We start from the raw sequence: 24,508 nt of genomic DNA, 5'->3' as shown, positions 1-24,508 counted from the left end.
GGCGGGCCTTTCAGCCTGCCGGCGATGGTTCGAAAATTGACAAACGACTTTTCAATGAGGACTTCATATCGTCGTGTATGGGATTCGGTAGCTACGATGAGTCCGAGCAATCGAGCCAGGACTACGACCAAGACCTCGACGAGAGCCTCGAAACCGAGGAGGCGGCCCACGCCGGCGAGGTCAGCTTCGAGTTCGGCGCGTCGAACGACGAACTCCTCGACAGGCTCGAGGACATCAAAGAGGAGTGAAGACCGGGACCCGTGCGCTCGGGGTCGCCGCGTCCGCCCGCGACGACGACCGGAGCACGCTCGCGGGCTGTGTGGTCCGCGCCGACCGCGCCGTCGACGGGTTCGCGTTCGGCTCCTGTACCGTCGGCGGCACCGACGCCACCGCCGCTGTCATCGACCTCTTTTCGACGCTCGACCGCGAGGACGTCCGCTACCTCCTGATCGCGGGTATCGCGCCCGCCTGGTTCAACCTCCTCGACCTCTCTCGAATCCACCGCACCGCCGAACGACCCGTGCTCTCGGTCTCCTTCGAGGCGAGTCCGGGGCTCGAACCCCCGCTCCGCGAGGCGTTCTCGGGCACGGCGCTCGACAGCCGGCTCGATATCTACCGAAACCTCCCGCCACGCCACGAGCTCGCGCTCGACGACGGGACCGTATTCGTCCGGAACGTCGGCTGCTCGGACGACGACGCCGACGACGTGGTTCGAGGGTTCACCCCCGAAGGCGGTCGACCCGAACCACTGCGGGTCGCCCGACTCGCCGCCCGCGCCGCCGACACCTGGTGCGACCCCACGAACTGAGTTTCGAGTTTCCGACTCAGTCGGCGCTCGGTCGTGGCTCGCCGGCGTCGGCCCGCGAGCGCGCGTAGCCCACGATGGCGTAGACCACGGGCGTATCGCACAGCGCGATCAGGAGTTTGAGGAGGTACTGCCCGACCGCGAGGCCGATCAGAACCGAGCCGGGGAGCACGCTGCCGACCCCGAGGAGCTGCGGGGCGAGGTAGAAGGCGACCCCGACGAAGATCGCGGTGTCGATCGCCTGGCTGGTCGCGGTCGAGCCGATGTTCCGGAGCCAGAGCGCGCGGCCGTCGGTGTAGCTCCTGAGCCGGTGGAAGACGAAGACGTCCCAGTTCTGGCTCACGAGGTAGGCCAGCAGGCTCCCGACCACGACGTTGGTGCTCGCGCCGAGCACCGTCGCGAACTGGGCGGGGTCGACGCTGGAGGCGGCGGCGGGTGCGGCGATCGTCGTCCAGACGAGGCCGAGGAGCACGAGGTTCATCACGAACCCCACGGTGACGAGGGCGTGGGCGGCGCGGCGACCGTAGAGTTCGGCGTAACAGTCGGAGGCGAGGAAGGTGAGCGCGTAGGCCAGCGACGCGCCGGGCAGTATCAGCTCCGCCCCCGTCACCGGGAGCGAGACCGGGATCGGAAAGCCCAGGATCTTGGTCGCGGTGAGCTGGGCGGTCACGAGCGCGGTCGTGAAGAGCGCGACGAGGGCGACCTGAATCGTGGACGCGCGCCCGACCCTCGACGCGTCGGCGGTCTCGCTCACCCGTGCCTCCCACGGCGAGCGGGTCGTCTGCGGCGTGTCGTGGTCACAACCGAAGCGGACGCCACGCGAAAATGAGCCCTTCGTTCGTCAGTCGGCGCTCTCGCGCTGGTCCCGGCGCTGGGTGGTGCGTCGCCCGCCGAGGGTGTAGATCCAGAGCAGCGCGAGGCCGAGCCCGTAACAGACCATCACGGGGATCCCGAGGATGAACATCATGAACACGCCGCGCGGCGAGGCGTAGGCGGTGAACGCGAACACGCCCACCGTCACCTCGCGCCAGCGGTTGCGCATCCCGCGGTAGGGGACCAGCCCGGCGCGGTGGAACAGCAGCATCGTCACCGGTATCATCGCGAGCAGGCCGATACCCGCGGTGGTGAAGAAGACCAGCCAGCCGGCCGCGCTGATCCGGTAGGCCACCACCATGTTCGCGCCGACCACGTCGGCCGTGAGCCACGAGATCACGGTGGGAGCGATCGTCGTATAGCCGGCCGCGATCCCGCCGACGAGGCTCGCCAGGAGCGCGCCGCCCCACAGGAACAGGACGCGTCGGTCCCCGCCCGCGAGGCCGCGCTCGCGGAGGGCGGGCCAGGCGTAGTAGAGCACCAGCGGGAGCACGACGATCGCCGCGAAGAGCGTACTGAGTTTTATCTCGAAGACCAACGCCTCGACGGGGTGGAGCTCGACGACGCCGACCTGTTCGGGCCGGACCGTGGCGGGGAGACGCGAGAGGAAGTCCGCCCGGATCCCACCGATCCCACCCTGTGAGAGCCAGATGAACGTTCCGGCGAGCACCGCCATGAACAGCCCGAGGATGAGGAACGCCCGCGACCGGAGGCTGTTGAGCACGAACGTGATGTCGTAGTAGTAGCCCCCGATGTCGTCCTCGGTGGTCTCCTCGGCGGTGAACGCGTCCACCACCCCGGTCGTGGTCCGGGTGAGCCGGTCGCTGAAGTCGTTCGTTTCGTCCGCCGGTTCGTTCGCGGCTCCCGGTTCACCCGTGTCCTCGTCGGCATCGAGCCGGTCGTCGCCGTCGGCGGCGTTCGCGGCGTCGAAGCGGTCGAGGACCGCTTGGGCCTTGTTCGGATCGCCGTCGCTCATCGCCATGCTGGCCTGAGCGGTGGCCTCCTGTTCGCTCATCGCGGTGAACACCTCCGGGGGCGCGGCCCGGACGCCGGCCTCGTCGAGCTCGGCGACGTCGATGGACGCCGGCGCACCCGGACGGCCCGGGGCGGACTCGGCGGCGACCGCGACCGCCCGGTAGGTGACGACGCCCAACGTGACCGACAGCACGAACAGGAAGAGAACGAGCCCGACCAGCGCGATCGCGGCGTCGCGCGGCAGGCCGAACAGCGGGCCGATGTAGACGAACAGGGGGTCGGACGGCGAGAAGTACGGGGTTCTGAACAGGAGCTGGTTGACGTAGCCACCGGCACCGAGGGCGATGGCCCCCGCGACCAGCCCGGTGACGACCACCGGGACCCCGAGCACCGGCCGCCAGCGCGCGCGCGCCACGTCCCGAACGGAGACCGCGCTCCCACCGCGCTGGAAGGTCACGATGATCTTCGTGAAACCGAGGCTCAGCGCGTAGAGCACGATGATCGGGACCGCCCAGAGCACCTGGGTGAAGGGGTCGGGCGGCGAGAACAGCGCGCCGAAAGCGAACGCCCCGACGATCGCGTACTTCCACTTGTCGCGGAAGGTCTCGTAGGGGACGACGCCGGTGAGGCTGAGCCCGGTCATCGCGAGCGGGAGCTGGGCGGCGATCCCGAACGAGGCCGAGAGCAGGAGGATGAACTGCGCCCAGTAGACGATCGAGTAGTGGGGTTCGAAGCCGACGTTGACCGCGTTGGTCGCGAGGAACTCGAACATCAGCGGGAAGAAGACGAAGTAGCCGTACGCGACACCGACGACGAACAACAGCGCGCTCACCAGCAGGATGACGCCGACCTTCCAGCCGGCGCTGACGTGTGGCCAGTAGCCGCGTTCGTCGAGGGCGTCCCGGGAGTAGTAGAGCAAGGGCGGGAGCGCGACCAGCCCGCCGACCACCAGCGCGATCTTCGCCTGGAGCAACGGCACGTCGAACGGCGTGATGGCGTTGACGGAGGTCTGGCTCGCGATTCGGGGCGGGAGCGGGGCGAAGAGGTCGGTCTTGAGGCGGTCCCAGACGTAGAGCCAGAGCGCGTAGAACGAACCCAGAAAGCCGATCAGGAAGACGATGGCGACCTTCTGGAGATGGGTCTGGGCGGCGGACAACATCGCGCCGAGGGTTTCCCGTCCGCGCGCAACCGACCGGCGGACGTCCTCGTCGACGGCTCCGGACATCTCTCTCCTTCGACGCGGATAGCCGACTCGTCGTTATCAATCTTGTCTCCCGCGCCCGGCCGGAGAAGAAGGCTTACAACCCCCACGCGACCATCGACCATACGATGGCGGAATCGACGGGGACAGGGGGCGTCACGAACGAATCGAGCGAGTCGAACGCGCCGCTCGACGACGCCGAGATGCCGCTCGCCGACCACATCGAGGAGATGATAAAGCGGCTGGGGGTGGTGCTCGTGGCAATGGCGCTGGTCTCGGGCGTCGTCTTCCTCGTGGCCGACGACCTCATCAACTTCATCTGGTACTCCCTGCTGCCCGGCTCGGCCCAGCTCTGTCCGGACGCGCCCGCCGACGTGGCGGCGTGTCCCCGGGTCTACGACCCGCTCGGATTGATCCTCGCGCGGCTCAAGGTCTCGACCCTCGCGGGCTTCGTGGTGGCGCTGCCCCTCTTCGTCTACGAGACCTACGCCTTCATGCGCCCCGGGCTCTACCCCCGCGAGCGCCGCTACTACATCGCGTCGGTGCCGGCGAGCCTCGTGCTCGCGGTCGTGGGTGTGGCGTTCGCCTTCCTGGTCGTCTTGCCCGTTATCTTCACCTACTTCCTGAGCTACTCCGAGGCCGCCGCGAACATCGCGTTCGGCCTCACCGAGACCTTCGGGCTGATGACGCTGTTGATGGGCTTTTTCGCGCTCGTCTTCCAGATCCCGCTGTTCGTGATGCTCGCGATCATGATGGGGATCACGACGCGGGCGTGGCTCGCGAGCAAGCGGCTCTACTTCTGGGGGACGTTCATCGGGGTCGCCTTCCTCTTCAGCCCCGACCCGACCGGGATGGCCCCGATCATCGTCGCCGCGACGATGATCACGCTGTTCGAGGGGACGCTCCTCTTGCTCCGGTGGACCGAATGATCTGCAACATGGGATTGTTGACCTTCACTTGAATCAAGGGCCGATATCTAAAGGAAGGTCTACTGTATCCCGGTCAACGACATCCCGTGGCTCTGGCAACTGTGCATAATCATATTCTATTATCGCGGTGACGTCAATAGCTTCAAATATTCGGTTACGCCGTTGATCATTGAATTGTCGTACACGACCATCGGCAACGAGCTGCTCAATAGCGTTGCTAGCTGATTGATATGTCATTCCCATCATTTCTGCAGCTTCGTTAACAGAGAAGTATGGTTTAGAAATAAGCCCCTCAGTGAGACGACTCACGGATGTTGGGGCAGTAGCGTACGTTGTTTTGTACCGATCACGAAGCACTAGAAGTAGTTTTGCACGAACGAATGCCTCCTCTGCCTGCCGACGAATTCCTGTTAAGAAAAAGAGGATCCATTCTTCCCACACCCCCTTCTCTGAAACATTCAACAGCAAATCGGTATATTGGTCACGAAACTGCCTGAAGTATGAACTGAGGTATAACACGGGGTGAGCTAGCGTATCTCCGCTGATCAAAAGCAGAATGATCAGCAATCGCCCAACCCGTCCATTACCATCACGAAATGGATGAATCGTCTCAAACTGATAGTGTATGAGTGCAATATCGATAAGTGTTGGATAATCACCACCGCTTTGAATGTACTCAATGAGTGCATCTAAATCAGCATGTGCCATGTTGGGTTTGGGCGGAACAAATCGAATCGGCTTTTTCCAACTTTCTTCTTCTTTGATCACCACGAAATCGCCGTGATCGTAACGAAATTCACCAGGCATAAGATCGTCTTCATCGGTCCGACCACCAACCATGAGTGTCTCATGGATCGATTTGAGTAGGGATTGATCAATATTTTTCCAACTTCTGCCAACTTCGTTGAAGTGGCTTATACCCTCGCTGAGTGCCTGAATATAGTTTTTTGCTTCGCGGATGTCATCAAGCTCGTCTTCGGATGCTTCGAGCTGTTCGATTTTGTCAGCACCCATCTCGTAACGACGAATATCGGAAACCGTCACACGAGTTCCTTCAATTTGCGACGATTGTTCAGCTTCTTTGTAGACAAAAGAGCTGAAAATAGCATTACGTTGCTCAACCTCGCCTGCGACTCCATCTAACTGGCCCAACGCATATGCTGCTGACGTTAGCTCTTCTACTATCTCAGAAGAGACAGCTAATTTCGGAGGGAGGGGGTTCGGTCGATACGCTTTTGCTAATCCTCTATCTTCACGGAGAGGAATATATTCTCCAGGTGCTTCGTCCGGGAGATCATACCCGTCGATCATCGCTTGTGATTGAATAAGCGGCGCTCAATTAAAATTCTTCGGGGTTATTTTGATCTACGCCCCCTCTATTCAGGCTCTATTCAAATTGATGTCCCACGGTTGGTTTGATAGAACCTCGTCGCTACAACGTCTCTTTAGCTGTAGCGTCACTCTGCACCGGTCATAACCGAATTTGAATAAGAGCGTCTGTGATGTCTCTTGTGAAAATTCAACTCGATAGTTTTGAACAGCGGTTACTGTAGATATCTGGTTCAATCGTTAACAATTTCTACCACGTTTTCTATAGAGGAGACCTTCAGAAAATGCTGTTTTATTACGACAGCCGGTCACGAACCGCGTCGGCGTCGTAGGCCAGCGAGAGCTCGCGCGAGCGGCCGCGACCCTCGACGGTGGTGTAGGTGGCCTCGATGAGGCCTACCCGGTCGAGCTTGTTGACGATCTCGGAGTAGCGGGTGTAGCCGAGGTCGGTCTCGTCGTGGAAGGCCTCGTAGACGTCACCCGCGCGGTCGCCGTCGTACTCGGCGACGACACGGAGCAGCGCGCGCTCGGAGTCGGTGAGCCCGCGCACCCGCCGTGAGAGGTGGACGTGACGCGATTTCTCGTAGGCGGCTTCGACGTCCTCGGCCTCGACGCGCTCGCTCGCGCGACCCTCGGCGTGGAGGCCCGCGCGCCGCAGGAGGTCGATCCCGACCCGGAGGTCGCCCGTGCCGGCGGTGAGTTCGGCGACCCGATCCAAAACCGTCGGCCCCACCACCCCCTCACGGAAGCCGCGCCGCACCCGCTCGTCGAGGATGTCGACCACCTCGTTCTCGCCGTAGGCCGGGAAGAACACCTCTTCCGGGCGAAAGACGCTCTGGACGCGACTGTCGAGTTCGGCCACCACGTCGAGGTCGAGGTCCGAGGAAACCAAGAGAACGCCGACTTTCGCGCCGGCGTGGGTCTCGTGGGCTCTGAGAAGCGAATAGAGGGTCTCGGAGGCCTCGCCCTCGTAGAAGAGGTAGTTCACGTCGTCGAGACACACGGTGAGAACCTCGTTCTCGTCGGTGAGGTGGTCGGCGATCTGCTCGAAGAGGCTCTTGAAGGAGATCCCGCTCGCGGGCGGTTCGTACTCGAAGATCGCCTCGAAGATCCGTGAAAAGACGGCGTAGCGGGTCGAATCGACCTGACAGTTGACTCTGACGGTTCTCACGCCACGCCGGCCGTCGAGCTCGGCGAAGAGCTTCTGGATCGCGGTGGTCTTCCCCGTTCCGGGTGGGCCGCGAACCATCGCGTTGAGCGGGCGCGAGCCACGGACCGCGGGCCGGAGGGCGTACTGGAGCCCGTTGAGTTGATTCTCGCGGTGGTGGAACGTCTCGGGGAGGTAGTCGACCTCGAAGACGTGTTCGTCACGGAAGACCGACTCGTCCCACGAGAGCATCCCATCGTCCGCCATCACTTTCACCACGCTCGCGGGCGGCTTCAACCCTTCGGCGGTCTCAGCTATCGGCGCGTTGCAACTTCTCGATCCGGGTCGTGAGCGCCAGAAACGTGATCGTCATGGTGAGCACCACCGCGCCCGCGGCGGCGACCCGGTGGACCGGCCAGACGTGCTGGATGACGCCGCCGACGACGTACTGGCCCGGCAGCTGTGTGTGGTGGGTCGTTCCGACGATCGGGATGAAGTAGTCCACGACGTCGTTGAAGCCGTACCAGAGGAGGGCAATAGCGACCGCCCAGACCGAGAAGTCGCTGTAGCGGTGGATCACGAACCCCTCGACGGCCATCGCGAGGTGGCTGAAGAAGAGGAATAGATAGAGCCAGAGCGGGGTGCTCGCGAGGAAGGCGTCGTGGAAGGCCAGGAGGGTGAACGGCGTCCAGAAGCCGAGTTTGAGACAGCCGAAGAAGGCGAGCATGTCGAGCAGCTCGTTCGACCGGCCGAGCTTCCAGGCGGCGATCGAGAGCGCGATGAACAGGGTCGCCATGGGGCTGTCGGGGACCACCGGCCACGCCGCCAACGGCTCGAACGCGAACTGGAAGCGGTAGTACCAGAAGCCGAAAGCGGTACCTGCGAGGTTGACGGCGACGACGAGCCACGCGAGCCGAAGCCCGAGGTCTTCGAGGATAGCGGGCACCGGCGCGACGTACCACGGCAGCGCCTCGCGGTCGGGTATCGACCCGTCGAGGAACCGACCCAGCGCACCAGCACCGCCTGCTTCGGCCATTGTGCGGGGGTCGAGCGGGCGTGGCAAAACGGTAGCGGTCGTGGTATCCCCTGACTCGCCGAAGACGAGGGTTAAGTGAATCCGGACGGTAGACCCACCATGGCCGAGGAGACCGATCTCGAAGACCTCAAGCGCGGCACCGAACTCGTCAAGCGCGGGTTCGCGCGGATGCAGCAGGGCGGCGTCATCATGGACGTCGTGAACGCCGAACAGGCACGGATCGCCGAGGACGCTGGCGCGGTGGCCGTGATGGCGCTCGAAGCCGTCCCCGCCGACATCCGAAAGCGCGGCGGCGTCGCCCGGATGGCCGATCCCGCCGACATCTCCGAGATCATCGAGGAGGTCTCGATCCCGGTGATGGGCAAATCCAGGATCGGTCACACGAAGGAGGCCCAGATCCTCGAAGCGGTCGGCGTCGATATGATCGACGAGTCGGAGGTCCTCACGCCCGCCGACGACGACTACCACATCGACAAGCGCGACTTCACCGCGCCGTTCGTCTGCGGTGCACGCGACCTCGGCGAGGCCCTCAGGAGAATCGGCGAGGGCGCAGCGATGATCCGGACGAAGGGCGAGGCCGGCACCGGCGACGTCAACCAGGCCGTCTACCACCAGCGGACGATCAAGGGCGCGATCCGCAAGCTCGAAGGAATGAGTCACGAGGAGCGCGAGGCCTACGCCCGCGAGATCGAAGCTCCCGCCGACCTCGTCCACGAGACCGCCGAAGCGGGTCGCCTGCCCGTGGTGAACTTCGCCGCCGGCGGCATCGCCACCCCCGCCGACGCCGCGCTGATGATGCACCACGACTGCGACGGTATCTTCGTCGGGTCGGGCATCTTCGGGGCCGAGAACCCCGAGGCGATGGGTGAGGCCATCGTCGAGGCCACCAACGCCTGGGACGACCCCGAGAAACTCGCCCGGATCGCGACCAGTACGGGGAAAGGGATGAAAGGTGACGCGAACGCCGATCTCCCCGAAGAGGAGATGCTGCAGGGCCGCGGCGTCTAATCCCGTTTTCGTCGGTACTTTGTGGACGGATCTACGGATGTGGCATTCCCGACGGAGTGGTCGGTCCAGGAGCACCCACCGCGCTGTAGACGAACACCCCGACGAGAAGCAACAGCACTCCCGTTATCCGTAGAAACGCTCTGCGCCCCGTTCTCGCGCTGTACGAACGAGCGATACAGAGCGTTCCCGGCAGAAAAACTATCACGGCGGTCAGCCACATGACTGGCCTGCAGCCGACTAACTTGTAGCTCTTTTGTGGGTTCACCCGATGTCGACACTTAGACGGCATCCCGCGCTGGCAGGTAGACGTAGCAGGCGGCCCCGAGCGCGGTGATACCAGCGAGAACGAAGAACACCTCGTCGCGGAGACCGTAGTCGAAGAACACTCCAACCACTGTCGACCCGGTCGCCGCGAGGAAGAAAAAGAGCGTTCGGAAGAAGCCCCACGCCATCCCGCGGACCGCGGGCGGCATCACGGCGATGATGTAGGCGTTGCTCACCGGGTCGAGTCCGAGCCGCGTTCCAAGGAGTATCGTGACAACGGCGAGCGGCACGAGACCCTCGACGAACGGGAGCACGGCGAGCGGCACCACGCCGAACGACGCGAGCGCGAGCAGTACCGTCCGGTCGCCGAGGCGGTCGGCGGCGTTGCCGGCTATCGACTGCGTGAGCGCGCCGGAGAGGAAGAAGAGCGCGAACAGGCCGGCCGCGGCCCCGCCCGAGAGCTCTTTCACCGAGATCAGGTAGGTCGGGAGGAACGACGAGAGTCCCTGCATGACGAACAGCAGGAGGGTCGCGGCGACGACGGCGGTCGCGGAGCGCCGTGAGACGGCGGTAGAGAGCGAGCGGACGACCCCACGGACCGACGGGCGCGGCGGGGGATCGGTCGGGGTGCGCTGTGGCACCGCTCGATAGATCCCGACCGCGACGAGGAGGAAGGGTACCGCGAGGAGCGCGACGGTGGTCTGCCACGAGAGCGGGCCGACCAGCGTGTTCGCGACGAGCGGGATCGCCGCCGACCCGACGCTCCCGGCGGCGAGCGTCGCACCGATGGCGGTGCCGTCGCGGTCGCCGAAGACGTCCGAGAGAACCATCCCGCGTGCCGGGCCGTAGAGCCCCGTCCCGAGACCGAACAGCGCACAGCCGACGACGAACAGCCCGAAGGTGGGCGCGAGGCTCACCGCGACGACCGCGCCGGCCGAGACCACGAGGCAGGTCACGAGCAGCGTGCGCTCGCCGAGGTGGTCCGCCGCGGCCCCGGCGGGGAACTGCATCAGCGCGTAGGCCGCCCAGACGACCGTGATCGCGAGCCCCGCCGTGGCATTGCTGACGGCGAAGTACGCGCGGATGTGGGGGAGGATCTCGGGGAAGAGATACCGGCCGCCGAGGATGAGAAACCAGCCGGCGGCGACCACGATGAGCGTCCAGCCGCGGCCGTCGCCGCGGAGCCCCCCGCCGGTCGTCGCGAGCCGGCGTTCGATCGAGTTGGGGGACGTCTGCATTCGTCCGGATCCGTTCGAACAGCGTATGAACGTAGTGATCCGCCCAACACACCTCCAGAACCAACACAAAGCGGATGGCGGACCGATGCGACGTGGGGGTATGGTTCGTTCCCTCGACGACCTCGATGTCGACGACGATGCGCTGATCGTCGAGTGTATGGCGTGCGATACGGCCTGGGTATTCGAACCCCACAGCAGCGCTGCGTACGACTTCGAACCCGCCGAACACAGCCACCCGGACCACAAAGTGGAGTGGCCGGTTCCTGCTGAACGGTATCTCCGGGGCCACGAGTGGGTCGTCGATCACGAGAACGGCGTCGAGCGCGACACGTACAACAGTAAGTCACAGGCCGAGAACGCGATCGCGTCGATCGAGATGTTCCCGTGGTGTTTCTTCGAAAGTGACCACACGGAGCCGTGGCTCCGCGAGGTTGATCCAGGCCTTCCGCCACTCCGAGGCTACTACATTAGCGAGGACGACATCGACGGGGATAAATTGAACCGACTCGGCCGAAAGGTCGCTCGCGCGGTCTTCGACTTAACCCCGCGTACTGTCACGCATATCGAACTCGATGCGATGCCCGGTTTCGAGACCACCGACCCCGAGCGCTCGCGACTACAGCTCGAACCGCTCGACGGTGGTGTACTCGGGACCGTCGTCGGTGAGCACGCTCTCGGTAAGACGGATGGAATCGACCTCGCGGGTCCCGACGGTCGGGTCGGTCTCGCGGAGCGCGCGCTGCACCCGTTCCTTCCCGCCGGCGTGGTCCATTCGAGCTATCGTCGCGTGCGGCGTGAACGCGTGGTCGGCGGGGTCGAATCCCAGGTCGACCGTCTTCCGTTCGATGGCCTCGTGGAGCTGTGTGAGGTCGTCGCCACCCGTGCGGACGCCGACCCAGACCACCCGGATGTACTCGGCGCTCGGGAACGCGCCGAGCCCGCCGAACTCGGTCGTGAACGGGTCGACGTCGCTCTCCCCGACCGCGGTTTCGAGGGCGTCGACGAGGTCCGAAACGCGCGATCCGTCGATCTCGCCGAGGAACTTCAGCGTGACGTGAACGTGGTCGGGGTCCGTGAGGCGGATCCCGCCCGCGTCCGTGAGGGGGTCCTGTACGGTGGCGATCGCCTCCTCGAGGCCGTCGAGACCGACGCTGACGAACAGTCGCATGGAGTGCGTAACAGGCCGTAGGCCTTAATCGGGGTCGTCCCGTAGGCCAGGCCATGACTGACCCTGACGACGAACGAGAGGGTGGTTCGCACCCGTTCTCGGAGGGTGAGGGCTTTTCCGACCCCGAGGGGTTCGACCTCGACCCGCCCGAACTCGCGGTCGACCCGAGCGAGGTCGACCCGGTGGACTCGCGCGTGCTCTCGGACCTGCTCGACGAGCGCCAGATCGCTGGCGACGTCGACGTCGAGGAACTCATCGACGTCGGCCTGAGCTACATCGAGATCAACCGGTACGAACAGGCCACCGAGACTTTCGAGCGTGCCGCACGGTTCGCCGAGGACGACCACCTCGAACAGGAGGCGTGGGTCAACAAGGGCGCGGCCCACGCCGAGCTGGAGGAGTACGACGCCGCCATCGGGGCTTACCAGGAGGCGCTCTCGCTCGACGCCGACTCCGAGCACGCCGCGAGCGCCGAGACCAACCTGGCCTACGCGCTCTGGGAGAGCGGCCAGACGGAACAGGCGCTCGACCACGCCGAGCGGGCGGTCGAGCGCGACCACCGCTTCGCTCAGGGCTGGTACAACCGGGGCTTCTTCCTGCTCGAACGCGGGCTCGCCGAGGAGGCACTCAACAACTTCGACAACGCGCTCCGGCTGGGTTTCCGAAACGCCGAGGTGCTTGAGGAGAAGGCGCGTGCTTTGGAGGAGACCGGTCAGGACGACCGCGCGGAGGAGGTGGCCGAGGAGGCCCGCGAGCTTCGCGAACAGGCCGAGGAGGAACTCGTCCGTGATCGTCAACGAGCGCGAAACGCCTGAGGGGCGTCTCGTCTCGGTGTGTGACGAGGCCGTCCTCGGCGAGACCTTCGACAACGACGGCGTGCCGTTCGAGGTCACCGAGGAGTTCTACGACGGCGAGCCCGCCGACGAGGACCGGGTGGTGGCGAGTCTCGCGCGTGCCCGCGTGGCGAACATCGTGGGTGCCGAATCGGTGGACCTCGCGGTCGAGCACGGGTTCGTCGAGGAGGGGAACGTCCTCGACCTCGGCGGGACGGCCCACGCCCAGCTGTTGCGGCTCGGGTAGCTACTCGCCGACGAGCGCACCGAACTCCTCTATCGGAACGCCCTCCATCGTGTCCATGTCGAGCCCGTGGCGGGCGGCGGCCGTCGAGACCTCGAAGACCACGAGGAAGTCGTAGCGCCCGAGGAGGGCGTAGGTGTCCGCGAGTTCGGCGTCGACGTCCTCCAGTTCGAGACTGATGTCACCCCAGAGCGAGGCGAGCTCCTGGAGGTTCTGGAACTCCGCGTCGACCGCTTCGACGAGCGCGACCCACGTCTGCATACCCTCGGTTTCGAGGCGACGCCGAAAAGGGATTCCGGCCGTTCGCCGAGCGGTGGTTCCGTGTCGCGAGCGCTTGTGAATGCCGGCTCAGCCCTTATCCGTCGACCGGCGTGTGTACGGACATGAGCTACTCGACGACCATCGGCTGGTCGCTGTTCACCTCGGGTATCGTCACGCTGTTGCTCAAGGTCGCCCCCTACGATTCGCTCTACTGGGGGATCGGACTGCTCGTGGTCGGGCTCGTCGTGATGTCCCGACGGGTGCTCTGAGCACGTCGAACCGACCGAAGGAATGTTCCGCCTCGGGAGCGTAACGAGGCCAATGAGTACGCAAACCGAGGAACCGCTCGACGTCGAACGGCTTCGAAGCGAGTTCCCGATCCTCGAACGCGAGGTCGGCGACGGCCAGCGCGTGGTCTACCTCGACAACGCCGCCACGAGCCAGACCCCCGACCGGGTGGTCGACGCGATGAGCGACTACTACCGGGGGACGAACGCCAACGTCCACCGCGGGATCCATCACTTGAGTCAGGAGTCCTCGGTGGCCTACGAGGAGGCCCACGACCGGCTCGCCGAGTTCGTCGGGGCCTCGGGCGGGCGCTCGGAGATGGTCTTCACGAAGAACACCACCGAGGGGTTGAACCTCGTGGCCTTCGCGTGGGGCCTCCGGGAGCTCGGCCCCGGCGACGAGGTAGTGCTCTCGGAGATGGAACACCACTCCGCGCTGGTGACCTGGCAACAGATCGCCGAGCGCACCGGAGCCGACGTGAAGTTCATCGGTATCGACGACGCGGGTCGGCTCGACATGGACCACGCGAAGGAGCTGATCACCGACGACACCGAGATGGTCTCGGTGACGCACGTCTCGAACACCCTCGGGACGATCAACCCCATCGCCGACCTCGCCGAGGTCGCCCACGACCACGGTAGTTTCATCTTCGTCGACGGCGCGCAGGCCGTGCCACACCAGCGGGTCGACGTCGAGGCGCTCGACGTGGACTTCTACGCCTTCTCGGGGCACAAGATGTGCGGGCCGACGGGTATCGGCGGTCTGTACGGGAAGGAGGACCTGCTGGCGGCGATGGAGCCGTTCATGTACGGCGGTGGAATGGTGCGGAAGGTCGCCTTCGACCGGACGACGTGGGCCGAGGTGCCCGAGAAGTTCGAGGCGGGCACGCCGCCCATCGCGGAGGCCATCGGGTTCGCCGAGGCCGCCGACTACCTCGACGACGTGGGTCTCGAACGGATCGAGCGCCACGAACGCGAGCTCGTGGAGTACGCGATGGACCGGATGGACGAGTTCGACGACATCGAGGTCTACGGGCCGCCGGCGGACGAACGCGCCGGCCTCGTCTCGTTCAATCTGGAGGGGGTCCACGCCCACGACCTCGCGAGCATCATGAACGACCACGCCGTCGCCATCCGACCGGGCGACCACTGCACCCAGCCGCTCCACGACGTGCTCGGGACGGCGGCCTCGGCCCGCGCATCGTTCTACCTCTACAACACGGAGGAAGAGGTCGACGAACTCATCGAGGCCATCGACGACGCGCGGCAGCTGTTCGGCTGAACCCCCGGAATCCTTTTGCGTCGGACAGGCCTACTCGGGTTCACTATGAGCATGGGTTCGGACATGTATCGTCAGCAGATACTCGATCACTACAAGAACCCGCGGAACTACGGCGAGCTCGACGAGCCCACCTTCTCACACATCGGCGAGAACCCGATGTGTGGCGACGAGATCGCGGTGGACATCGAGCTCGACGACGACGGCGAGACCATCGAGCGGGCGGCGTTCCGCGGGGACGGCTGTGCGATCAGCCAGGCCAGCGCGAGCATGCTCACGAGCGAACTCCAAGGGATGACCCTCGACGAGCTCGACGAGCTGGACCGCGACGACGTGATCGACCTCCTGGGTGTGGACATCAGCCCGATGCGAGTCAAGTGTGCGGTGCTCGTGGAGATGGTGGCCCAGGACGGCGCGGCGATCTACCGGGGCGAGAAGACCAGCATCGAGAAGACCAAAACCGAGTAGCTGCTTTTCGAGGGATTCGTGGCCGCTCTGCGGCCAGCGGGCGCGGTGCGGCCGCGGCCGGCGGCTGTAGTGCGGCCGCGATGTGGTTGTGGGCTTGGTGTCTCGGCGAGCGGGAGCGAGCCGAGGCGCAGGAGAGCGGTGCTCTCCTGGTGGATGAAGGGCGAAGGAGCGAGTGAAACGAGCGACTGAGGGCTTCGGCGGTGCGGTGCTGGAGCGGTTGGCGGTTGCGGAGAGAGTAGTGATCCCACCGCGAGCGACCGGAGGGAGCGAGCGGGCCGAGGAACCCCCGCAGGGGGTGACGACGGCTTTTGATCCACATTTTGCCAGGGAGCGAACGAAGTGAGCGACCGCAGCAAAAGGTGGGGTTTAGTCGTCGTCGGTCGGCGACGGCGTACGGCCGGCGGGCGAGAGGCCTGATTCGTCGGCCTCGCCGAAACCCGCGCTCAAAACGCGCGTGAGGGCGTCCTCGACGCGTTCGTCGGTCTCCTCGTACTGGTCGGGGGTGACCTCGATGACGAAGCCGGTGGTGATGTTGGGGGCGGTGGGTAAAAAGAGGATGTCGCGGCCGTCGTCGGTCCGGGTGCCGGTTTTGAACGCCGTCATCCGGAGGCCCTCCCAGGTCTCGAGTTTGACCGGGGCTTGGAGGTCGCCGGTGCCGGTGACGGCGGTTTCGACCCCCATCTTCGAGGCGTTGTAGACCACCCGGAGACCCGGCACCCGGTTCATCACGCCGTCGATGGCCTCCTCGACGAGGGGGCCGCTCGCGGTGCGCATCAGGTAGCCGATGGCGAGCACGAGCGCCGCGAACACCAGCAAAGTGAGCGGGACCCGGACCCAGGAGGGTTCGATGGTCTCGATGAGCGGGAGCCCGGCGATCGTCCGGTAGATGAAAGCGAGAACGTAGAGCGTGACGATGATCGGGACGAGCACGACCAGGCCGCTCGTGGCGTCACGGCGCAGGGAAGTCATTCGGTCGAAGATACGCGGGAAGCGTTATCAGCGCTTCCCCTATCGACCGACCAGCGCACGGAGGGCGAACGTGAGGTTCTCGCGGCGCTCCATCACCCGGCGCGAGAAGTACGAGAACCACTTGCCGCCGTAGGGGACGTACTGCCAGACGTCGTAGCGGTCGGCGAGGTCGTACTGGACCTCGTTTCTGACCCCCATCAGCATCTGGATCTCGAAGTCGGTGCCGTACTCCTCGTGGCGGTCGACGGCGTGTTTCACCATCGCGGCGTCGTGACTCGCGACCGCGATGCCGTCGTCGAAGCGCTCGAACATGATATCGAGACACTCGCGGTAGGCGTCGTTGACCTGCGCACGCCCCCGGTGAGCGAGGTGGCCGGGTTCGTCGTAGGCCCCCTTCACCAGCCGGACTTTGCCGGGGGAGTCGGCGAGCCGACGGAGGTCCTCGGGGGTGCGCTTGAGGTTGGCCTGGACGCAGACCCCGACCTGCTCGTACTCGTCGGCGTGGTGGGTGTAGGCGTCGAGCGTGGGGTCGGTCGTGGAGTGGTCCTCCATATCGAGCCAGACGAACGTCCCGCTCGCTTCGGCGTGGTCGACGATCTGCTCGAAGTTGTCGCGAAAGCAGTCCTCGGAGACGTCGAGCCCGATCTGCGAGGGTTTGACCGAGATACACGCGCCGACGTCGGCGGCGGCGATCGCGTCGAGGAGCGAGCGGTAGGCGTCGCGGTCGGCGGCCGCGGGCTCGGGGGCAGTGTAGTGTTCGCCGAGGAGGTTGCAGATGCTTCGGACCCCGTGGGTTTCGAGTTCGCGGGCGTGGTCGACGACCGCCTCGTGGGTCTCGCCAGCGACGAACCGGTTCGCGATCGGTGGGATCATGCCTGCAAATTTTGCCAAAGCGCCAAAGGCGTATCGTTCCCCGGACCACGGGAATTAAAGTCCCGCGCGGCGACTCGAAGCCGTGAGCCTCGTCGAGACCATCGTCGTCGCCATCTGGGCTATGGGGCCGGCCTACGTCCCGAACAACGCCGCGGTCCTCGCCGGCGGCGGCCGACCGATCGACGGCGGCCGCACCCTCGGTGGGGCCCGACTCCTCGGCGACGGCAAGACCTGGCGGGGTACCGCCGTCGGCACCCTCGCCGGCGCGGTGGTCGCGCTCGTCCTCAACGCCCTCGCGCCGACGGTCGCGGGCGCGACCGGGTTCTCGATACCGACGTTCCCGCCGTTGGTGATGGTCGCGCTCCCGTTCGGCGCGATGGTCGGCGACATCGCCGCGTCGGGGCTCAAACGCCGCACGGGACGCGAACGCGGCGCGGCCTTTCCCGGCCTCGACCAGTACGACTTCGTGGTCGGCAGCCTCGTGTTCGCCGCGCTCGCCGCGCTCGATTGGTTCGCGGCGACGTTCACCCCGCCGGTACTCGTCGTCGTGCTCGTCCTCACCCCGCTGCTCCACCTCGGCACCAACTTCATCGCCTACCGTGCCGGACTCAAGAGCGAACCCTGGTGAGGGAACGCCTCGCGCCGGTCGCGAAACGACGTCGTCGGCGGCTCCCTACACTTCTCGTCTTCCGAGACGAACAACTGAACCATCGTTGAGAAACGTTTAGAAAAATATATGTTTAGTGTATCCGTTCGTACTGGTAGCCAGTTAAACCACAAGCGGTTTTTGCTGGACCAACGCGGTTGTGTGGATGAATCAGCCGCTGTAGAGGGAAACAATGAGCAACGAAGCAGCATTTCAGTTCGATGGCACCGGATCCGACGACGAATCGACCGAACCGACGACGTTCTTCACCCGCCGACACCTGATGAAGGGGACGGCTGGGGCGATCGGTGTGGCCGCGCTCGCCGGACTCGGGCTCTGGTACGGAACCCAGCCCTCGCTCGCGGCGAGCACCTTCGAGGAGAACGGTGAGGGTGTCGTCCCCGTGACGACCAACGCCGGCGAGGTGACGGACGTCACCGTCGCCCCGGTGTTCGCCCTCGACTGGGCCAACTTCGGTGGCGGTGTCTCCGGCTTCGACTTCGACCTCGTGGCCGACGTCGGGGGCGCGACTCACACCGTCTACTCCGAGACGGGCGTCGTAGACGCGAGCGCAAGCGCCATCAGCTTGTTCGACGCCGACGACATGAGCAACTACGACGGGACGGCGACCGTGACGTGTGCGCCGCTCTCGATCATTGACGGCACGGACATCACGACCAGCGATTTCCCGACGGACGTCGCGCAGGGTGCTTCCCAGAGCCAGGACGTCACGCTGCGGCTCACCTCGTCCGGGACGACGAACATCGGCGGGACGTCCGTCGACGCGGCCGAGGCCACCATCTCGTTCACCGTCGAGGTCACGAACCCCGACGGCACCGTCACCGCGGAGATAACCTCCTCGAACGCCGAGGCGAGCGCCGCCGACGACGAAGGAACCACCGCAGTCTAACTACCTCGACTTCGTCCCATTCCCATGAGTCGATTCTCGTATCTCCTTCGCCTGTCTGGATTCGTCGGGTTAGCCGTCGGGTTCGTCGTCGAGTCCTACACTGCACTCCTCCGCGACCCGATCCTCTACGGTGGCGCGCAGTCGGTCCCCGGCTGGCTCGGTACGATCCCGACCGCGCTATTGGTCGGGTCGCTCGCGGTGCTGTTCTACGGGATGGTGCTCGACGAGGTATTCAAGGGCTGGGTCGACCTCCTGGCGATCTGTGCGGTCGGCGGTCAGTGGGCGGTGCCGTTCGGGACCTATCTGGTCACGACGACCGGTCCGGGGAGTCCCGCCGGGCTGCTCGTCGTGGTGGGGTACGTGTTCCAGGCGCTCGCGGCGCTCGCCGTCGCCATCACCTACCTCCGGCGCGGCCGAACGCGGTCGTCGTGAGCCGAACCGTACTGTACCCACTCGTCGGAGATCGTGAGAAACAGCGGTCGAAAAAGTTCCCTTCGTTCAGGCGTAGCGTTCGAGTTCCGGCCGGTCGAGGTCGGAAAGCACGTCGCCCGCGGTCTCGTCGAGGAGGCTTCGGCCCTCGGCGGTGACGCGTCGACCCTCGCCCTCGGCGGTCTCGACGTAGCCGGCCGTTTCGAGCTGCTGGAGGATGGTTCGGATGATCTTGCCGCTCCCCTCGGTCGCCCGGGCGGGCGCGACCTGGTAGCGGTTCGAACCGCCCTTCGAGCCGCCGTAGGCGGTGGTGAGTCGGTCGACACCGACCTCGCCGTCGACCGCGACCCGACGGAGGAGGCTCCCCGCGCGGGTCGCCCAGAAGTCGTCCTGTTCGGGCGGGAGTTCGCGGCCCGTGCCGGTCTTCGTGAAGCGCGCCCAGTCGGGCTGTTCGACCTCGTCCGCGAGCCGGTCGGCGAGCGCCTCGATCAGCGCGTCCGCCGGAACGTCGTAGAGAGTTGCCATACATACGAAACGCTCATCCGGCGGTTTAAACGCGTCGTTACCCGCTCGTGAGCCCCTCGGGTCCCGACGCGGCTACTCGCGAACGCCGTCGGGGGTCGGGTCGTCGCCGTTCGTGGGTCGCGTGTCGGCCCCGTGGACGAGGCGATCGGTCTCGGGGTCGACCTTCCACTCGCCGAGCTCCTTCGGGTCGACGTGGACGAAGACGTCGTCGACCGCGTCGAGCGCCCGGATCGACGCCACGACCGCGCTCTCGATGTCGTGGGCCTCCGAGAGGGTGCGGTCGCCCTCGACCTCGATGTGGAGGCTGACGTCGATCTCCGGGCCGACGTAGTGGGCGATGACGTCGTGGGCCCCCTCGACGTCGGGGTGGGCGAGCGCGCGCCGGATGATCGTACTCTGGAGTTCGTCCGAGGGTGCCCCGCCGATGAGGTACGGGACGTTGTCCCGAACGACCTCGACGCCGGTGATGAGGATCCCCACCGAGACCATGGCGGCGGCGACCGGGTCGAGGATCGGGAAGCCAAAGCGAGCCCCGAGGACCCCGACGAACGCCGCGCTCGCGGTGAGGATGTCGTTGCGGTTGTCGAGCGCGGTCGCGGTCAGCGCGGGCGAGTCGTGGGTTCGGCCCGCCGCGAGGCAGTACCGGTAGAGCCCGAACTTGACGAGGGCGGCGGCGGCGAGCACCACGAGCGCGGCGGGGCTCTCGGTGGCCGTCGTCGCACCCGAAACGATGGCCGTCACCGAGTCCCAGAGGATCGTCCCGCCGGTCAGGAAGATCGCGAGCGCGATCGCGAGCGCGACGAACGGCTCGATCCGCTCGTGGCCGTGGGGGTGCTGGCTGTCGGGCGGTTGGGTGGTGAGGTAGAGTCCGGCGAGCACGACGGTGGCGTAGGCGGCGTCGATGAGGCTGTTGACGGCCTCGGAGCCGACCGCGAGGCTGCCGGTGTCGAGCCAGACCCAGCCCTTCGCGGCGGCGAGGACGACGTTCGCCCCCAGCACCACCAGCCCGATCCGCCTGACCGCCGCCGCACGCTCCATACCCGAAACTCGGCGAGCGCGAACCAAAGCCGCTTCGACTGTCCGCGAACGTGTCAGGGTGTCTCGGTCTCGACGACGACCGCCTCGTCCGTTCCCCGGTCGGTCGTCCCGTCCTGGTCCGCGAAGGCCGCCCGGAGGTGGCCGTAGGTGTCGTCGATCGCCTCGACGATGACCTTCGTGTCGCTCGTCACCGGCATGAAGTTGGTGTCGCCCGCCCACCGCGGGACGACGTGGGTGTGACAGTGGTCGCCGATCGACCCACCGGCGGCATCCCCGAGGTTCATCCCGGTGTTCAGTCCGTCGGGGTCGAGCCCCGCTTCGACCGCGCGGATCGTCCGCTGCACGAGTCGCGAGTGGTCGAGGAGTTCGGCCTCGTCGAGGGCCGCGTAGTCGCCGGTGTGGCGGTAGGGGATAACCATCGCGTGCCCCGGGTTGTAGGGTGCGTTGTTGAGGAGACAGAACGCGTGCTCGCTCCGGGCGACGACCCGCGCCTCGCGGTCGTCGTCGCGCTCCGGGAGTTCACAGAACGCACAGCCCGCGGACTCCTCGTCGCGTTCGACCCACTCGATGCGCCACGGCGCGAACACCTGGTCCATGCGTGGCGTACTCCCTCCCCCCGTTTAGTCGCTCGTTTCCCGCCGGACTGTTTCATGCATAAATGCTTTTTGGCCGTTCACGACCGTTTCATCGTTCTTCGCTGGAACGGTACACCACGAAGATCGTTTCAAACGACCGATATCGGTCGCCTTCGGCGATGCGGCCGGCTGAACGGTCTGAACGACGCATAACGGTATCGGGTTTTTATAGCCCTGACTCANNNNCTGCAGACGCCCTCACCGAATCCTGCGACGACTGCGAACGCGACACGCCACATACCGTCTCGATAGAACTCCGGACCGAGAGCAAGAAACGCGAGAACCGGGAGTTCTCCCGCGAGCCCTATCGGATAACCGAGTGCATGGTCTGTGGCTCCGAGACCGCCCTGCGGATGAACAACGCCTAAGTCGAACGTTTCTCCTCCCCAGCACCTGCTGCCAGTAGCGACTCGCCCGTCCTCGAACGCGAGAACAGCCGCCGCGTGAGCCGAGAAGGTTCTCCGCTGACCGCCCCTCAGAGCCGCTTCGAGACGTACGGACCGTCCTGGCGGTAGCCCCGGTTTCGGTAGTACTCGCGCGCGCCGATGCCGCTGATGACCGCGAGTTTGTCGTAGCCGGCGTCGGCGGCCATCGCCTCGGCGTGCCGGAGGAGCTTCCCGCCGTAGCCCTTGTGCTGCCAGTCCGCGCTCTGTTGGCCGACTTCGACCATCGGCCCGTAGACGTGGAGTTCGCGCACGATGGCCGCGTTTCGGAGTTCCTTCCTGACCGGGTCGTTCGGGAAGCGGAGCCGGCAGAACCCCACGAGGAGGTCCTGGTCCGGGTCCTCGTAGCTGATGAACTGCTCGGTGCCGCCGCCCGACTCGTAGGTCAGCACGTCGCGCTCGACGTTCTGGGGGGGCTCGTCGTTCATCCCGACCTCACGACACCGGATGCAGTCGCAGCTCCAGCCGTGTTCGTCCATCCGCTGGCGGGCGAGCTGGCGGAGGTTCGACTTCCAGACGCCCGCGTCGATGAAGTCGGCGGGGATGTCGCGCTGGACCCGTTGCAGACGGACGTACTTCGGGATCATCGACTTGACCTCGGCGACGAGGTCGGCGGCCGACTCGTTGTCGAGGGGTTCGTACTCGCCCTCGCGCCACATGTCGTAGGTTCGCGTACCGCGCACCACGAGCATCGGGTAGATCTTGAGGTAGTCGGGCCGCCACTCCGACTCCTCGAACAGCCGTCTGAAGTCCTCGATGCACATCTCCCTATCCATCCCGGGCTGGCCGGGCATCATGTGGAAGCCGACCTTGAAGCCCGCGTCCCGCAGCCGGCGGTTCGCGTCCACTGAGGCCTGGGTGCCGTGGCCGCGGTGCATCGCGCGGTTGATCTCGTCGTAGGTGGTCTGCACCCCGACCTCGACCTTCGTGCCACCAAGCGAGAGCATCCGGTCGATCTGTTCGGGGTCACACCAGTCGGGTTTGGTCTCGAAGGTCGTCCCGATGTTCCGGATCCGTCCGTGTTCGTTCTCGGCGATCACGTCTTCGAGATACTCGAATTCGTATTCTTCAGGGCTCTGCGCGAAGCTCTCCGTCTCCGACGGATCGGGTTCGGCCGTCGGGTCGAAGTCGTTCATGGCTTCGAGCGCCCGCTTGACGAACCACTCCTGGTAGTCGTGGCTCCGGGCGGTCATCGTCCCGCCCATCAGGATGAGTTCGACTTTGTCGACCGGGTGCCCGATCTCGCGGAGCTGGTTCAGCCGAAGGGTGACCTGGCCGTAGGGGTCGTAGTCGTTCTGCACCCCGCGGGCGGCGGCGGGTTCGTGGCCCGTGTAGGACTGCGAGCTCGAAAATTCGGAGGCCGGTCCGCCGGGACAGTAGAGACACTTCCCGTGGGGACACATTTGGGGGGACGTCATGATCGCCACCGGCGAGACGCCCGAGGCGGTTCTAACGGGCTTTCGCCGGAGGACTTTTTCGAGCTCCTCGCGGCGGCCCTCGGGCGCACGGTCGAGGATCTCGGAGTTCTTCGGGACCTTCGGGGCCGAGAACTCCGAACACGCGTCGAGCTTGGCCGACTCGACGTCGTCGCGTTCGATCTCGCCATCGAGGATCCGCTCGACCAGCGTCTCACAGACCCGTTCGAACGCTTCGGTCTCGGTCGGTTGGGTCTCGGTGCTCATCGGTAGTGGTGGGAGAATCGCCGTGGCGTTCGAATAAGCCTGTTGCTCGTCGGATCGTGCCCTGTGCCGGGTTCCCGGCAGTGGTCGCTACCCTTTTGCCGGGAGGCGCGCAACGCAGGCCATGCTCACCGTCCGGGCCCCCGCGACCAGCGCCAACCTCGGTAGCGGGTTCGACGTCTTCGGCGTCGCGCTCTCGCGCCCGGCGGACGTCGTCCGTGTCTCGAAGGCCGCCGAGACGACCATCGAAGTCACGGGCACCGGCAGCGAGTACATCCCGGAGGACCCGGAAAAGAACACCGTCGGCGCGGTCGCGGAGGCGCTCGACGCGCCGGCCCACATCGAGATCGACAAGGGGATCCGGCCGGCCTCGGGGCTCGGTTCGTCGGCCGCGAGCGCCGCCGCCGCCGCGGTCGGCCTCCGCGACCTCTACGACCGCGACTACACGCGGGAAGAACTGGTGCCGATCGCCGCCGAAGGCGAGGCCGTGGTGTCGGGCGAGGCCCACGCCGACAACGTCGCGCCCTCGATCTTGGGGGGATTCACGGTCGCCACCCCCGACGGGATCACGCAGGTCGACACCTCGATCCCGCTCGTGGCCTGCCTCCCCGAGACCGTCGTCTCGACCCGCGACGCCCGGCGGGTAGTGCCCGATCGGGTAGACATGGACGACGTGGTAGAGACGGTGGGCAACGCCGCGAGCCTCACCGTGGGGATGTGTCGAGGCGACCCCGAACTCGTCGGGCGGGGGATGGCGGATCCGACGGTGACGCCAGCGCGGGCCGAGCTGATCGACGGCTACGATGCGGTCTGTCTGGCGGCGCGGGAGGCGGGCGCGACGGGTGTCACCGTGAGCGGTGCGGGACCGACGGTGATAGCGGCGTGTCGGGCGGGCGACCGACGAGCGATAGGGAGTGCGATGCTCGATGCGTTCGCCGAAGCCGGCATCACCGCCCGTGCCTTCCGGACCCGTGTCGGCGAGGGCGCGACGGTGTACTGAACGCCCTGCAAACCCC

28 protein-coding genes are annotated in these 24,508 nt (G+C 65.8%); 14 read left to right on the top strand and 14 right to left on the bottom strand.

Translation table 11 applies throughout. The annotated features are described in order from the left end of the window. Positions 1 to 77: 77 nt before the first annotated feature. Both GT355_RS13585 and GT355_RS13580 read left to right on the top strand, forming a co-directional pair. Positions 78 to 248 (top strand): DUF5786 family protein, encoded by a 171-nt coding sequence (locus GT355_RS13585; protein WP_120074992.1) that lies wholly within the window; start codon positions 78 to 80, stop codon positions 246 to 248. Continuing rightward, positions 245 to 808 carry an endonuclease dU gene (locus tag GT355_RS13580; protein WP_160135121.1) on the top strand — a complete coding sequence of 188 codons (564 nt, stop codon included), beginning with the start codon at positions 245 to 247 and terminating at the stop codon, positions 806 to 808. The genes GT355_RS13585 and GT355_RS13580 overlap by 4 nt, the downstream gene beginning before the upstream one ends. 16 nt (positions 809 to 824) lie before the next feature. Here GT355_RS13580 and GT355_RS13575 read toward each other — a convergent pair whose 3' ends face one another. Then, a complete protein-coding gene (locus GT355_RS13575) occupies positions 825 to 1,559 on the bottom strand; it encodes a queuosine precursor transporter (protein ID WP_160135120.1) in 735 nt (244 codons plus the stop codon). 87 nt (positions 1,560 to 1,646) lie between these two features. Then, positions 1,647 to 3,878, bottom strand: coding sequence for a twin-arginine translocase subunit TatC (gene tatC / locus GT355_RS13570; protein ID WP_160135119.1), 2,232 nt, complete (start codon positions 3,876 to 3,878; stop codon positions 1,647 to 1,649). A 104-nt stretch (positions 3,879 to 3,982) separates the two neighbouring features. On the opposite strand from tatC (GT355_RS13570), the gene tatC (GT355_RS13565) reads away from it, so the two are divergent. Further along, positions 3,983 to 4,783 carry a twin-arginine translocase subunit TatC gene (gene tatC / locus GT355_RS13565; protein WP_160135118.1) on the top strand — a complete coding sequence of 267 codons (801 nt, stop codon included), beginning with the start codon at positions 3,983 to 3,985 and terminating at the stop codon, positions 4,781 to 4,783. Positions 4,784 to 4,816: 33 nt separating this feature from the next. On the opposite strand, the gene GT355_RS13560 is transcribed toward tatC (GT355_RS13565), so the two are convergent. The 3 genes from GT355_RS13560 to GT355_RS13550 form a co-directional block, all read right to left on the bottom strand. Next, on the bottom strand, positions 4,817 to 6,094 hold the full coding sequence (locus GT355_RS13560; protein ID WP_240145815.1) for a Fic family protein: 1,278 nt from the start codon (positions 6,092 to 6,094) through the stop codon (positions 4,817 to 4,819). 313 nt (positions 6,095 to 6,407) lie between these two features. Beyond that, positions 6,408 to 7,526 (bottom strand): ORC1-type DNA replication protein, encoded by a 1,119-nt coding sequence (locus tag GT355_RS13555; RefSeq protein WP_160135117.1) that lies wholly within the window; start codon positions 7,524 to 7,526, stop codon positions 6,408 to 6,410. Between the two features lie 43 nt (positions 7,527 to 7,569). After that, on the bottom strand, positions 7,570 to 8,295 hold the full coding sequence (locus GT355_RS13550) for a DUF1405 domain-containing protein (protein ID WP_160135116.1): 726 nt from the start codon (positions 8,293 to 8,295) through the stop codon (positions 7,570 to 7,572). A gap of 99 nt (positions 8,296 to 8,394) precedes the next feature. Between GT355_RS13550 and pdxS the strand changes: the two genes are divergently transcribed. Continuing rightward, positions 8,395 to 9,303: a pyridoxal 5'-phosphate synthase lyase subunit PdxS gene (pdxS, locus tag GT355_RS13545; protein WP_160135115.1), complete on the top strand. Its 909-nt coding sequence runs from the start codon at positions 8,395 to 8,397 to the stop codon at positions 9,301 to 9,303. A 278-nt stretch (positions 9,304 to 9,581) separates the two neighbouring features. On the opposite strand, the gene GT355_RS13540 is transcribed toward pdxS, so the two are convergent. Then, positions 9,582 to 10,805, bottom strand: a complete 1,224-nt coding sequence (locus GT355_RS13540) for an MFS transporter (protein WP_160135114.1) — start codon at positions 10,803 to 10,805, stop codon at positions 9,582 to 9,584. Between the two features lie 616 nt (positions 10,806 to 11,421). After that, positions 11,422 to 11,973 (bottom strand): RNA 2',3'-cyclic phosphodiesterase, encoded by a 552-nt coding sequence (thpR, locus tag GT355_RS13535; protein WP_160135113.1) that lies wholly within the window; start codon positions 11,971 to 11,973, stop codon positions 11,422 to 11,424. Between the two features lie 53 nt (positions 11,974 to 12,026). On the opposite strand from thpR, the gene GT355_RS13530 reads away from it, so the two are divergent. Together GT355_RS13530 and GT355_RS13525 are read left to right on the top strand one after the other, a co-directional pair. After that, a complete protein-coding gene (locus tag GT355_RS13530) occupies positions 12,027 to 12,788 on the top strand; it encodes a tetratricopeptide repeat protein (protein ID WP_160135112.1) in 762 nt (253 codons plus the stop codon). Then, positions 12,760 to 13,053: a DUF424 domain-containing protein gene (locus GT355_RS13525; protein WP_120074859.1), complete on the top strand. Its 294-nt coding sequence runs from the start codon at positions 12,760 to 12,762 to the stop codon at positions 13,051 to 13,053. Before GT355_RS13530 ends, GT355_RS13525 begins: the two co-directional genes overlap by 29 nt. Here GT355_RS13525 and GT355_RS13520 read toward each other — a convergent pair whose 3' ends face one another. Next, positions 13,054 to 13,311, bottom strand: a complete 258-nt coding sequence (locus GT355_RS13520) for a GYD domain-containing protein (RefSeq protein WP_160135111.1) — start codon at positions 13,309 to 13,311, stop codon at positions 13,054 to 13,056. It abuts the gene before it with no gap. Between the two features lie 122 nt (positions 13,312 to 13,433). Between GT355_RS13520 and GT355_RS18085 the strand changes: the two genes are divergently transcribed. Genes GT355_RS18085 through GT355_RS13510 form a run of 3 tightly spaced genes read left to right on the top strand, consistent with a single transcriptional unit; the run spans position 13,434 to position 15,345 of the window. Further along, positions 13,434 to 13,580 (top strand): hypothetical protein, encoded by a 147-nt coding sequence (locus tag GT355_RS18085; RefSeq protein WP_192928021.1) that lies wholly within the window; start codon positions 13,434 to 13,436, stop codon positions 13,578 to 13,580. Positions 13,581 to 13,632: 52 nt separating this feature from the next. After that, on the top strand, positions 13,633 to 14,880 hold the full coding sequence (locus tag GT355_RS13515; protein ID WP_160135110.1) for an aminotransferase class V-fold PLP-dependent enzyme: 1,248 nt from the start codon (positions 13,633 to 13,635) through the stop codon (positions 14,878 to 14,880). A 45-nt stretch (positions 14,881 to 14,925) separates the two neighbouring features. After that, positions 14,926 to 15,345: an iron-sulfur cluster assembly scaffold protein gene (locus GT355_RS13510; protein WP_160135109.1), complete on the top strand. Its 420-nt coding sequence runs from the start codon at positions 14,926 to 14,928 to the stop codon at positions 15,343 to 15,345. Between the two features lie 366 nt (positions 15,346 to 15,711). Here GT355_RS13510 and GT355_RS13505 read toward each other — a convergent pair whose 3' ends face one another. Both GT355_RS13505 and GT355_RS13500 read right to left on the bottom strand, forming a co-directional pair. Next, positions 15,712 to 16,314 (bottom strand): DUF502 domain-containing protein, encoded by a 603-nt coding sequence (locus tag GT355_RS13505; RefSeq protein WP_120074865.1) that lies wholly within the window; start codon positions 16,312 to 16,314, stop codon positions 15,712 to 15,714. Positions 16,315 to 16,353: 39 nt separating this feature from the next. Then, positions 16,354 to 17,187, bottom strand: a complete 834-nt coding sequence (locus GT355_RS13500; RefSeq protein ID WP_160135108.1) for a proline dehydrogenase family protein — start codon at positions 17,185 to 17,187, stop codon at positions 16,354 to 16,356. Between the two features lie 82 nt (positions 17,188 to 17,269). Here GT355_RS13500 and GT355_RS13495 point away from each other — a divergent pair, with 82 nt between their 5' ends. From GT355_RS13495 to GT355_RS13485, 3 genes are all read left to right on the top strand, one after another. After that, the gene (locus GT355_RS13495; protein ID WP_160135107.1) at positions 17,270 to 17,815 is read left to right on the top strand and encodes a CDP-2,3-bis-(O-geranylgeranyl)-sn-glycerol synthase; all 546 of its coding nucleotides are present in this window, start codon (positions 17,270 to 17,272) and stop codon (positions 17,813 to 17,815) included. Between the two features lie 211 nt (positions 17,816 to 18,026). Further along, positions 18,027 to 18,743, top strand: a complete 717-nt coding sequence (locus GT355_RS13490; RefSeq protein WP_160135106.1) for a twin-arginine translocation signal domain-containing protein — start codon at positions 18,027 to 18,029, stop codon at positions 18,741 to 18,743. A 24-nt stretch (positions 18,744 to 18,767) separates the two neighbouring features. Continuing rightward, entirely contained in the window at positions 18,768 to 19,175 is a 408-nt protein-coding gene (locus GT355_RS13485; protein WP_160135105.1) for a hypothetical protein, read from the top strand. A 66-nt stretch (positions 19,176 to 19,241) separates the two neighbouring features. Here the strand turns inward: GT355_RS13485 and GT355_RS13480 are convergent, their stop codons facing one another. From GT355_RS13480 to GT355_RS13470, 3 genes are all read right to left on the bottom strand, one after another. Beyond that, positions 19,242 to 19,697: a 30S ribosomal protein S19e gene (locus GT355_RS13480; protein WP_160135104.1), complete on the bottom strand. Its 456-nt coding sequence runs from the start codon at positions 19,695 to 19,697 to the stop codon at positions 19,242 to 19,244. Positions 19,698 to 19,769: 72 nt separating this feature from the next. After that, positions 19,770 to 20,735, bottom strand: coding sequence for a cation diffusion facilitator family transporter (locus GT355_RS13475; RefSeq protein WP_160135103.1), 966 nt, complete (start codon positions 20,733 to 20,735; stop codon positions 19,770 to 19,772). A gap of 53 nt (positions 20,736 to 20,788) precedes the next feature. Continuing rightward, positions 20,789 to 21,331 (bottom strand): HIT family protein, encoded by a 543-nt coding sequence (locus GT355_RS13470; protein WP_160135102.1) that lies wholly within the window; start codon positions 21,329 to 21,331, stop codon positions 20,789 to 20,791. Between the two features lie 158 nt (positions 21,332 to 21,489). Here GT355_RS13470 and GT355_RS18280 point away from each other — a divergent pair, with 158 nt between their 5' ends. Further along, entirely contained in the window at positions 21,490 to 21,738 is a 249-nt protein-coding gene (locus GT355_RS18280; RefSeq protein ID WP_476702760.1) for a DUF7835 family putative zinc beta-ribbon protein, read from the top strand. A gap of 107 nt (positions 21,739 to 21,845) precedes the next feature. Here GT355_RS18280 and GT355_RS13460 read toward each other — a convergent pair whose 3' ends face one another. Continuing rightward, a complete protein-coding gene (locus GT355_RS13460) occupies positions 21,846 to 23,495 on the bottom strand; it encodes a tRNA uridine(34) 5-carboxymethylaminomethyl modification radical SAM/GNAT enzyme Elp3 (RefSeq protein ID WP_160135101.1) in 1,650 nt (549 codons plus the stop codon). A gap of 121 nt (positions 23,496 to 23,616) precedes the next feature. Here GT355_RS13460 and GT355_RS13455 point away from each other — a divergent pair, with 121 nt between their 5' ends. Then, positions 23,617 to 24,492, top strand: coding sequence for a homoserine kinase (locus tag GT355_RS13455; protein WP_160135100.1), 876 nt, complete (start codon positions 23,617 to 23,619; stop codon positions 24,490 to 24,492). The last annotated feature ends 16 nt before the right edge of the window (positions 24,493 to 24,508 follow it).

This window comes from Halococcus salsus, assembly GCF_009900715.1.
GTDB classification, from domain to species: domain Archaea; phylum Halobacteriota; class Halobacteria; order Halobacteriales; family Halococcaceae; genus Halococcus; species Halococcus salsus.
The sequence above is the reverse complement of the archived record's forward strand: the minus strand, read 5'-3'. Positions and strand labels throughout refer to the sequence as shown.

Excerpts from the sequence above, each read along its gene's own strand:
- GT355_RS13585 (WP_120074992.1), top strand. The coding sequence starts at position 78 with ATGGGATTCGGTAGCTACGATGAGTCCGAGCAATCGAGCCAGGACTAC.
- tatC (WP_160135119.1), bottom strand. The coding sequence starts at position 3,878 with ATGTCCGGAGCCGTCGACGAGGACGTCCGCCGGTCGGTTGCGCGCGGA.
- tatC (WP_160135118.1), top strand. The coding sequence starts at position 3,983 with ATGGCGGAATCGACGGGGACAGGGGGCGTCACGAACGAATCGAGCGAG.
- GT355_RS13560 (WP_240145815.1), bottom strand. The coding sequence starts at position 6,094 with ATGATCGACGGGTATGATCTCCCGGACGAAGCACCTGGAGAATATATT.
- GT355_RS13555 (WP_160135117.1), bottom strand. The coding sequence starts at position 7,526 with ATGGCGGACGATGGGATGCTCTCGTGGGACGAGTCGGTCTTCCGTGAC.
- GT355_RS13550 (WP_160135116.1), bottom strand. The coding sequence starts at position 8,295 with ATGGCCGAAGCAGGCGGTGCTGGTGCGCTGGGTCGGTTCCTCGACGGG.
- pdxS (WP_160135115.1), top strand. The coding sequence starts at position 8,395 with ATGGCCGAGGAGACCGATCTCGAAGACCTCAAGCGCGGCACCGAACTC.
- GT355_RS13540 (WP_160135114.1), bottom strand. The coding sequence starts at position 10,805 with ATGCAGACGTCCCCCAACTCGATCGAACGCCGGCTCGCGACGACCGGC.
- thpR (WP_160135113.1), bottom strand. The coding sequence starts at position 11,973 with ATGCGACTGTTCGTCAGCGTCGGTCTCGACGGCCTCGAGGAGGCGATC.
- GT355_RS13530 (WP_160135112.1), top strand. The coding sequence starts at position 12,027 with ATGACTGACCCTGACGACGAACGAGAGGGTGGTTCGCACCCGTTCTCG.
- GT355_RS13520 (WP_160135111.1), bottom strand. The coding sequence starts at position 13,311 with ATGCAGACGTGGGTCGCGCTCGTCGAAGCGGTCGACGCGGAGTTCCAG.
- GT355_RS18085 (WP_192928021.1), top strand. The coding sequence starts at position 13,434 with ATGAGCTACTCGACGACCATCGGCTGGTCGCTGTTCACCTCGGGTATC.
- GT355_RS13515 (WP_160135110.1), top strand. The coding sequence starts at position 13,633 with ATGAGTACGCAAACCGAGGAACCGCTCGACGTCGAACGGCTTCGAAGC.
- GT355_RS13510 (WP_160135109.1), top strand. The coding sequence starts at position 14,926 with ATGAGCATGGGTTCGGACATGTATCGTCAGCAGATACTCGATCACTAC.
- GT355_RS13505 (WP_120074865.1), bottom strand. The coding sequence starts at position 16,314 with ATGACTTCCCTGCGCCGTGACGCCACGAGCGGCCTGGTCGTGCTCGTC.
- GT355_RS13500 (WP_160135108.1), bottom strand. The coding sequence starts at position 17,187 with ATGATCCCACCGATCGCGAACCGGTTCGTCGCTGGCGAGACCCACGAG.
- GT355_RS13490 (WP_160135106.1), top strand. The coding sequence starts at position 18,027 with ATGAGCAACGAAGCAGCATTTCAGTTCGATGGCACCGGATCCGACGAC.
- GT355_RS13485 (WP_160135105.1), top strand. The coding sequence starts at position 18,768 with ATGAGTCGATTCTCGTATCTCCTTCGCCTGTCTGGATTCGTCGGGTTA.
- GT355_RS13480 (WP_160135104.1), bottom strand. The coding sequence starts at position 19,697 with ATGGCAACTCTCTACGACGTTCCGGCGGACGCGCTGATCGAGGCGCTC.
- GT355_RS13475 (WP_160135103.1), bottom strand. The coding sequence starts at position 20,735 with ATGGAGCGTGCGGCGGCGGTCAGGCGGATCGGGCTGGTGGTGCTGGGG.
- GT355_RS13470 (WP_160135102.1), bottom strand. The coding sequence starts at position 21,331 with ATGGACCAGGTGTTCGCGCCGTGGCGCATCGAGTGGGTCGAACGCGAC.
- GT355_RS13460 (WP_160135101.1), bottom strand. The coding sequence starts at position 23,495 with ATGAGCACCGAGACCCAACCGACCGAGACCGAAGCGTTCGAACGGGTC.
- GT355_RS13455 (WP_160135100.1), top strand. The coding sequence starts at position 23,617 with ATGCTCACCGTCCGGGCCCCCGCGACCAGCGCCAACCTCGGTAGCGGG.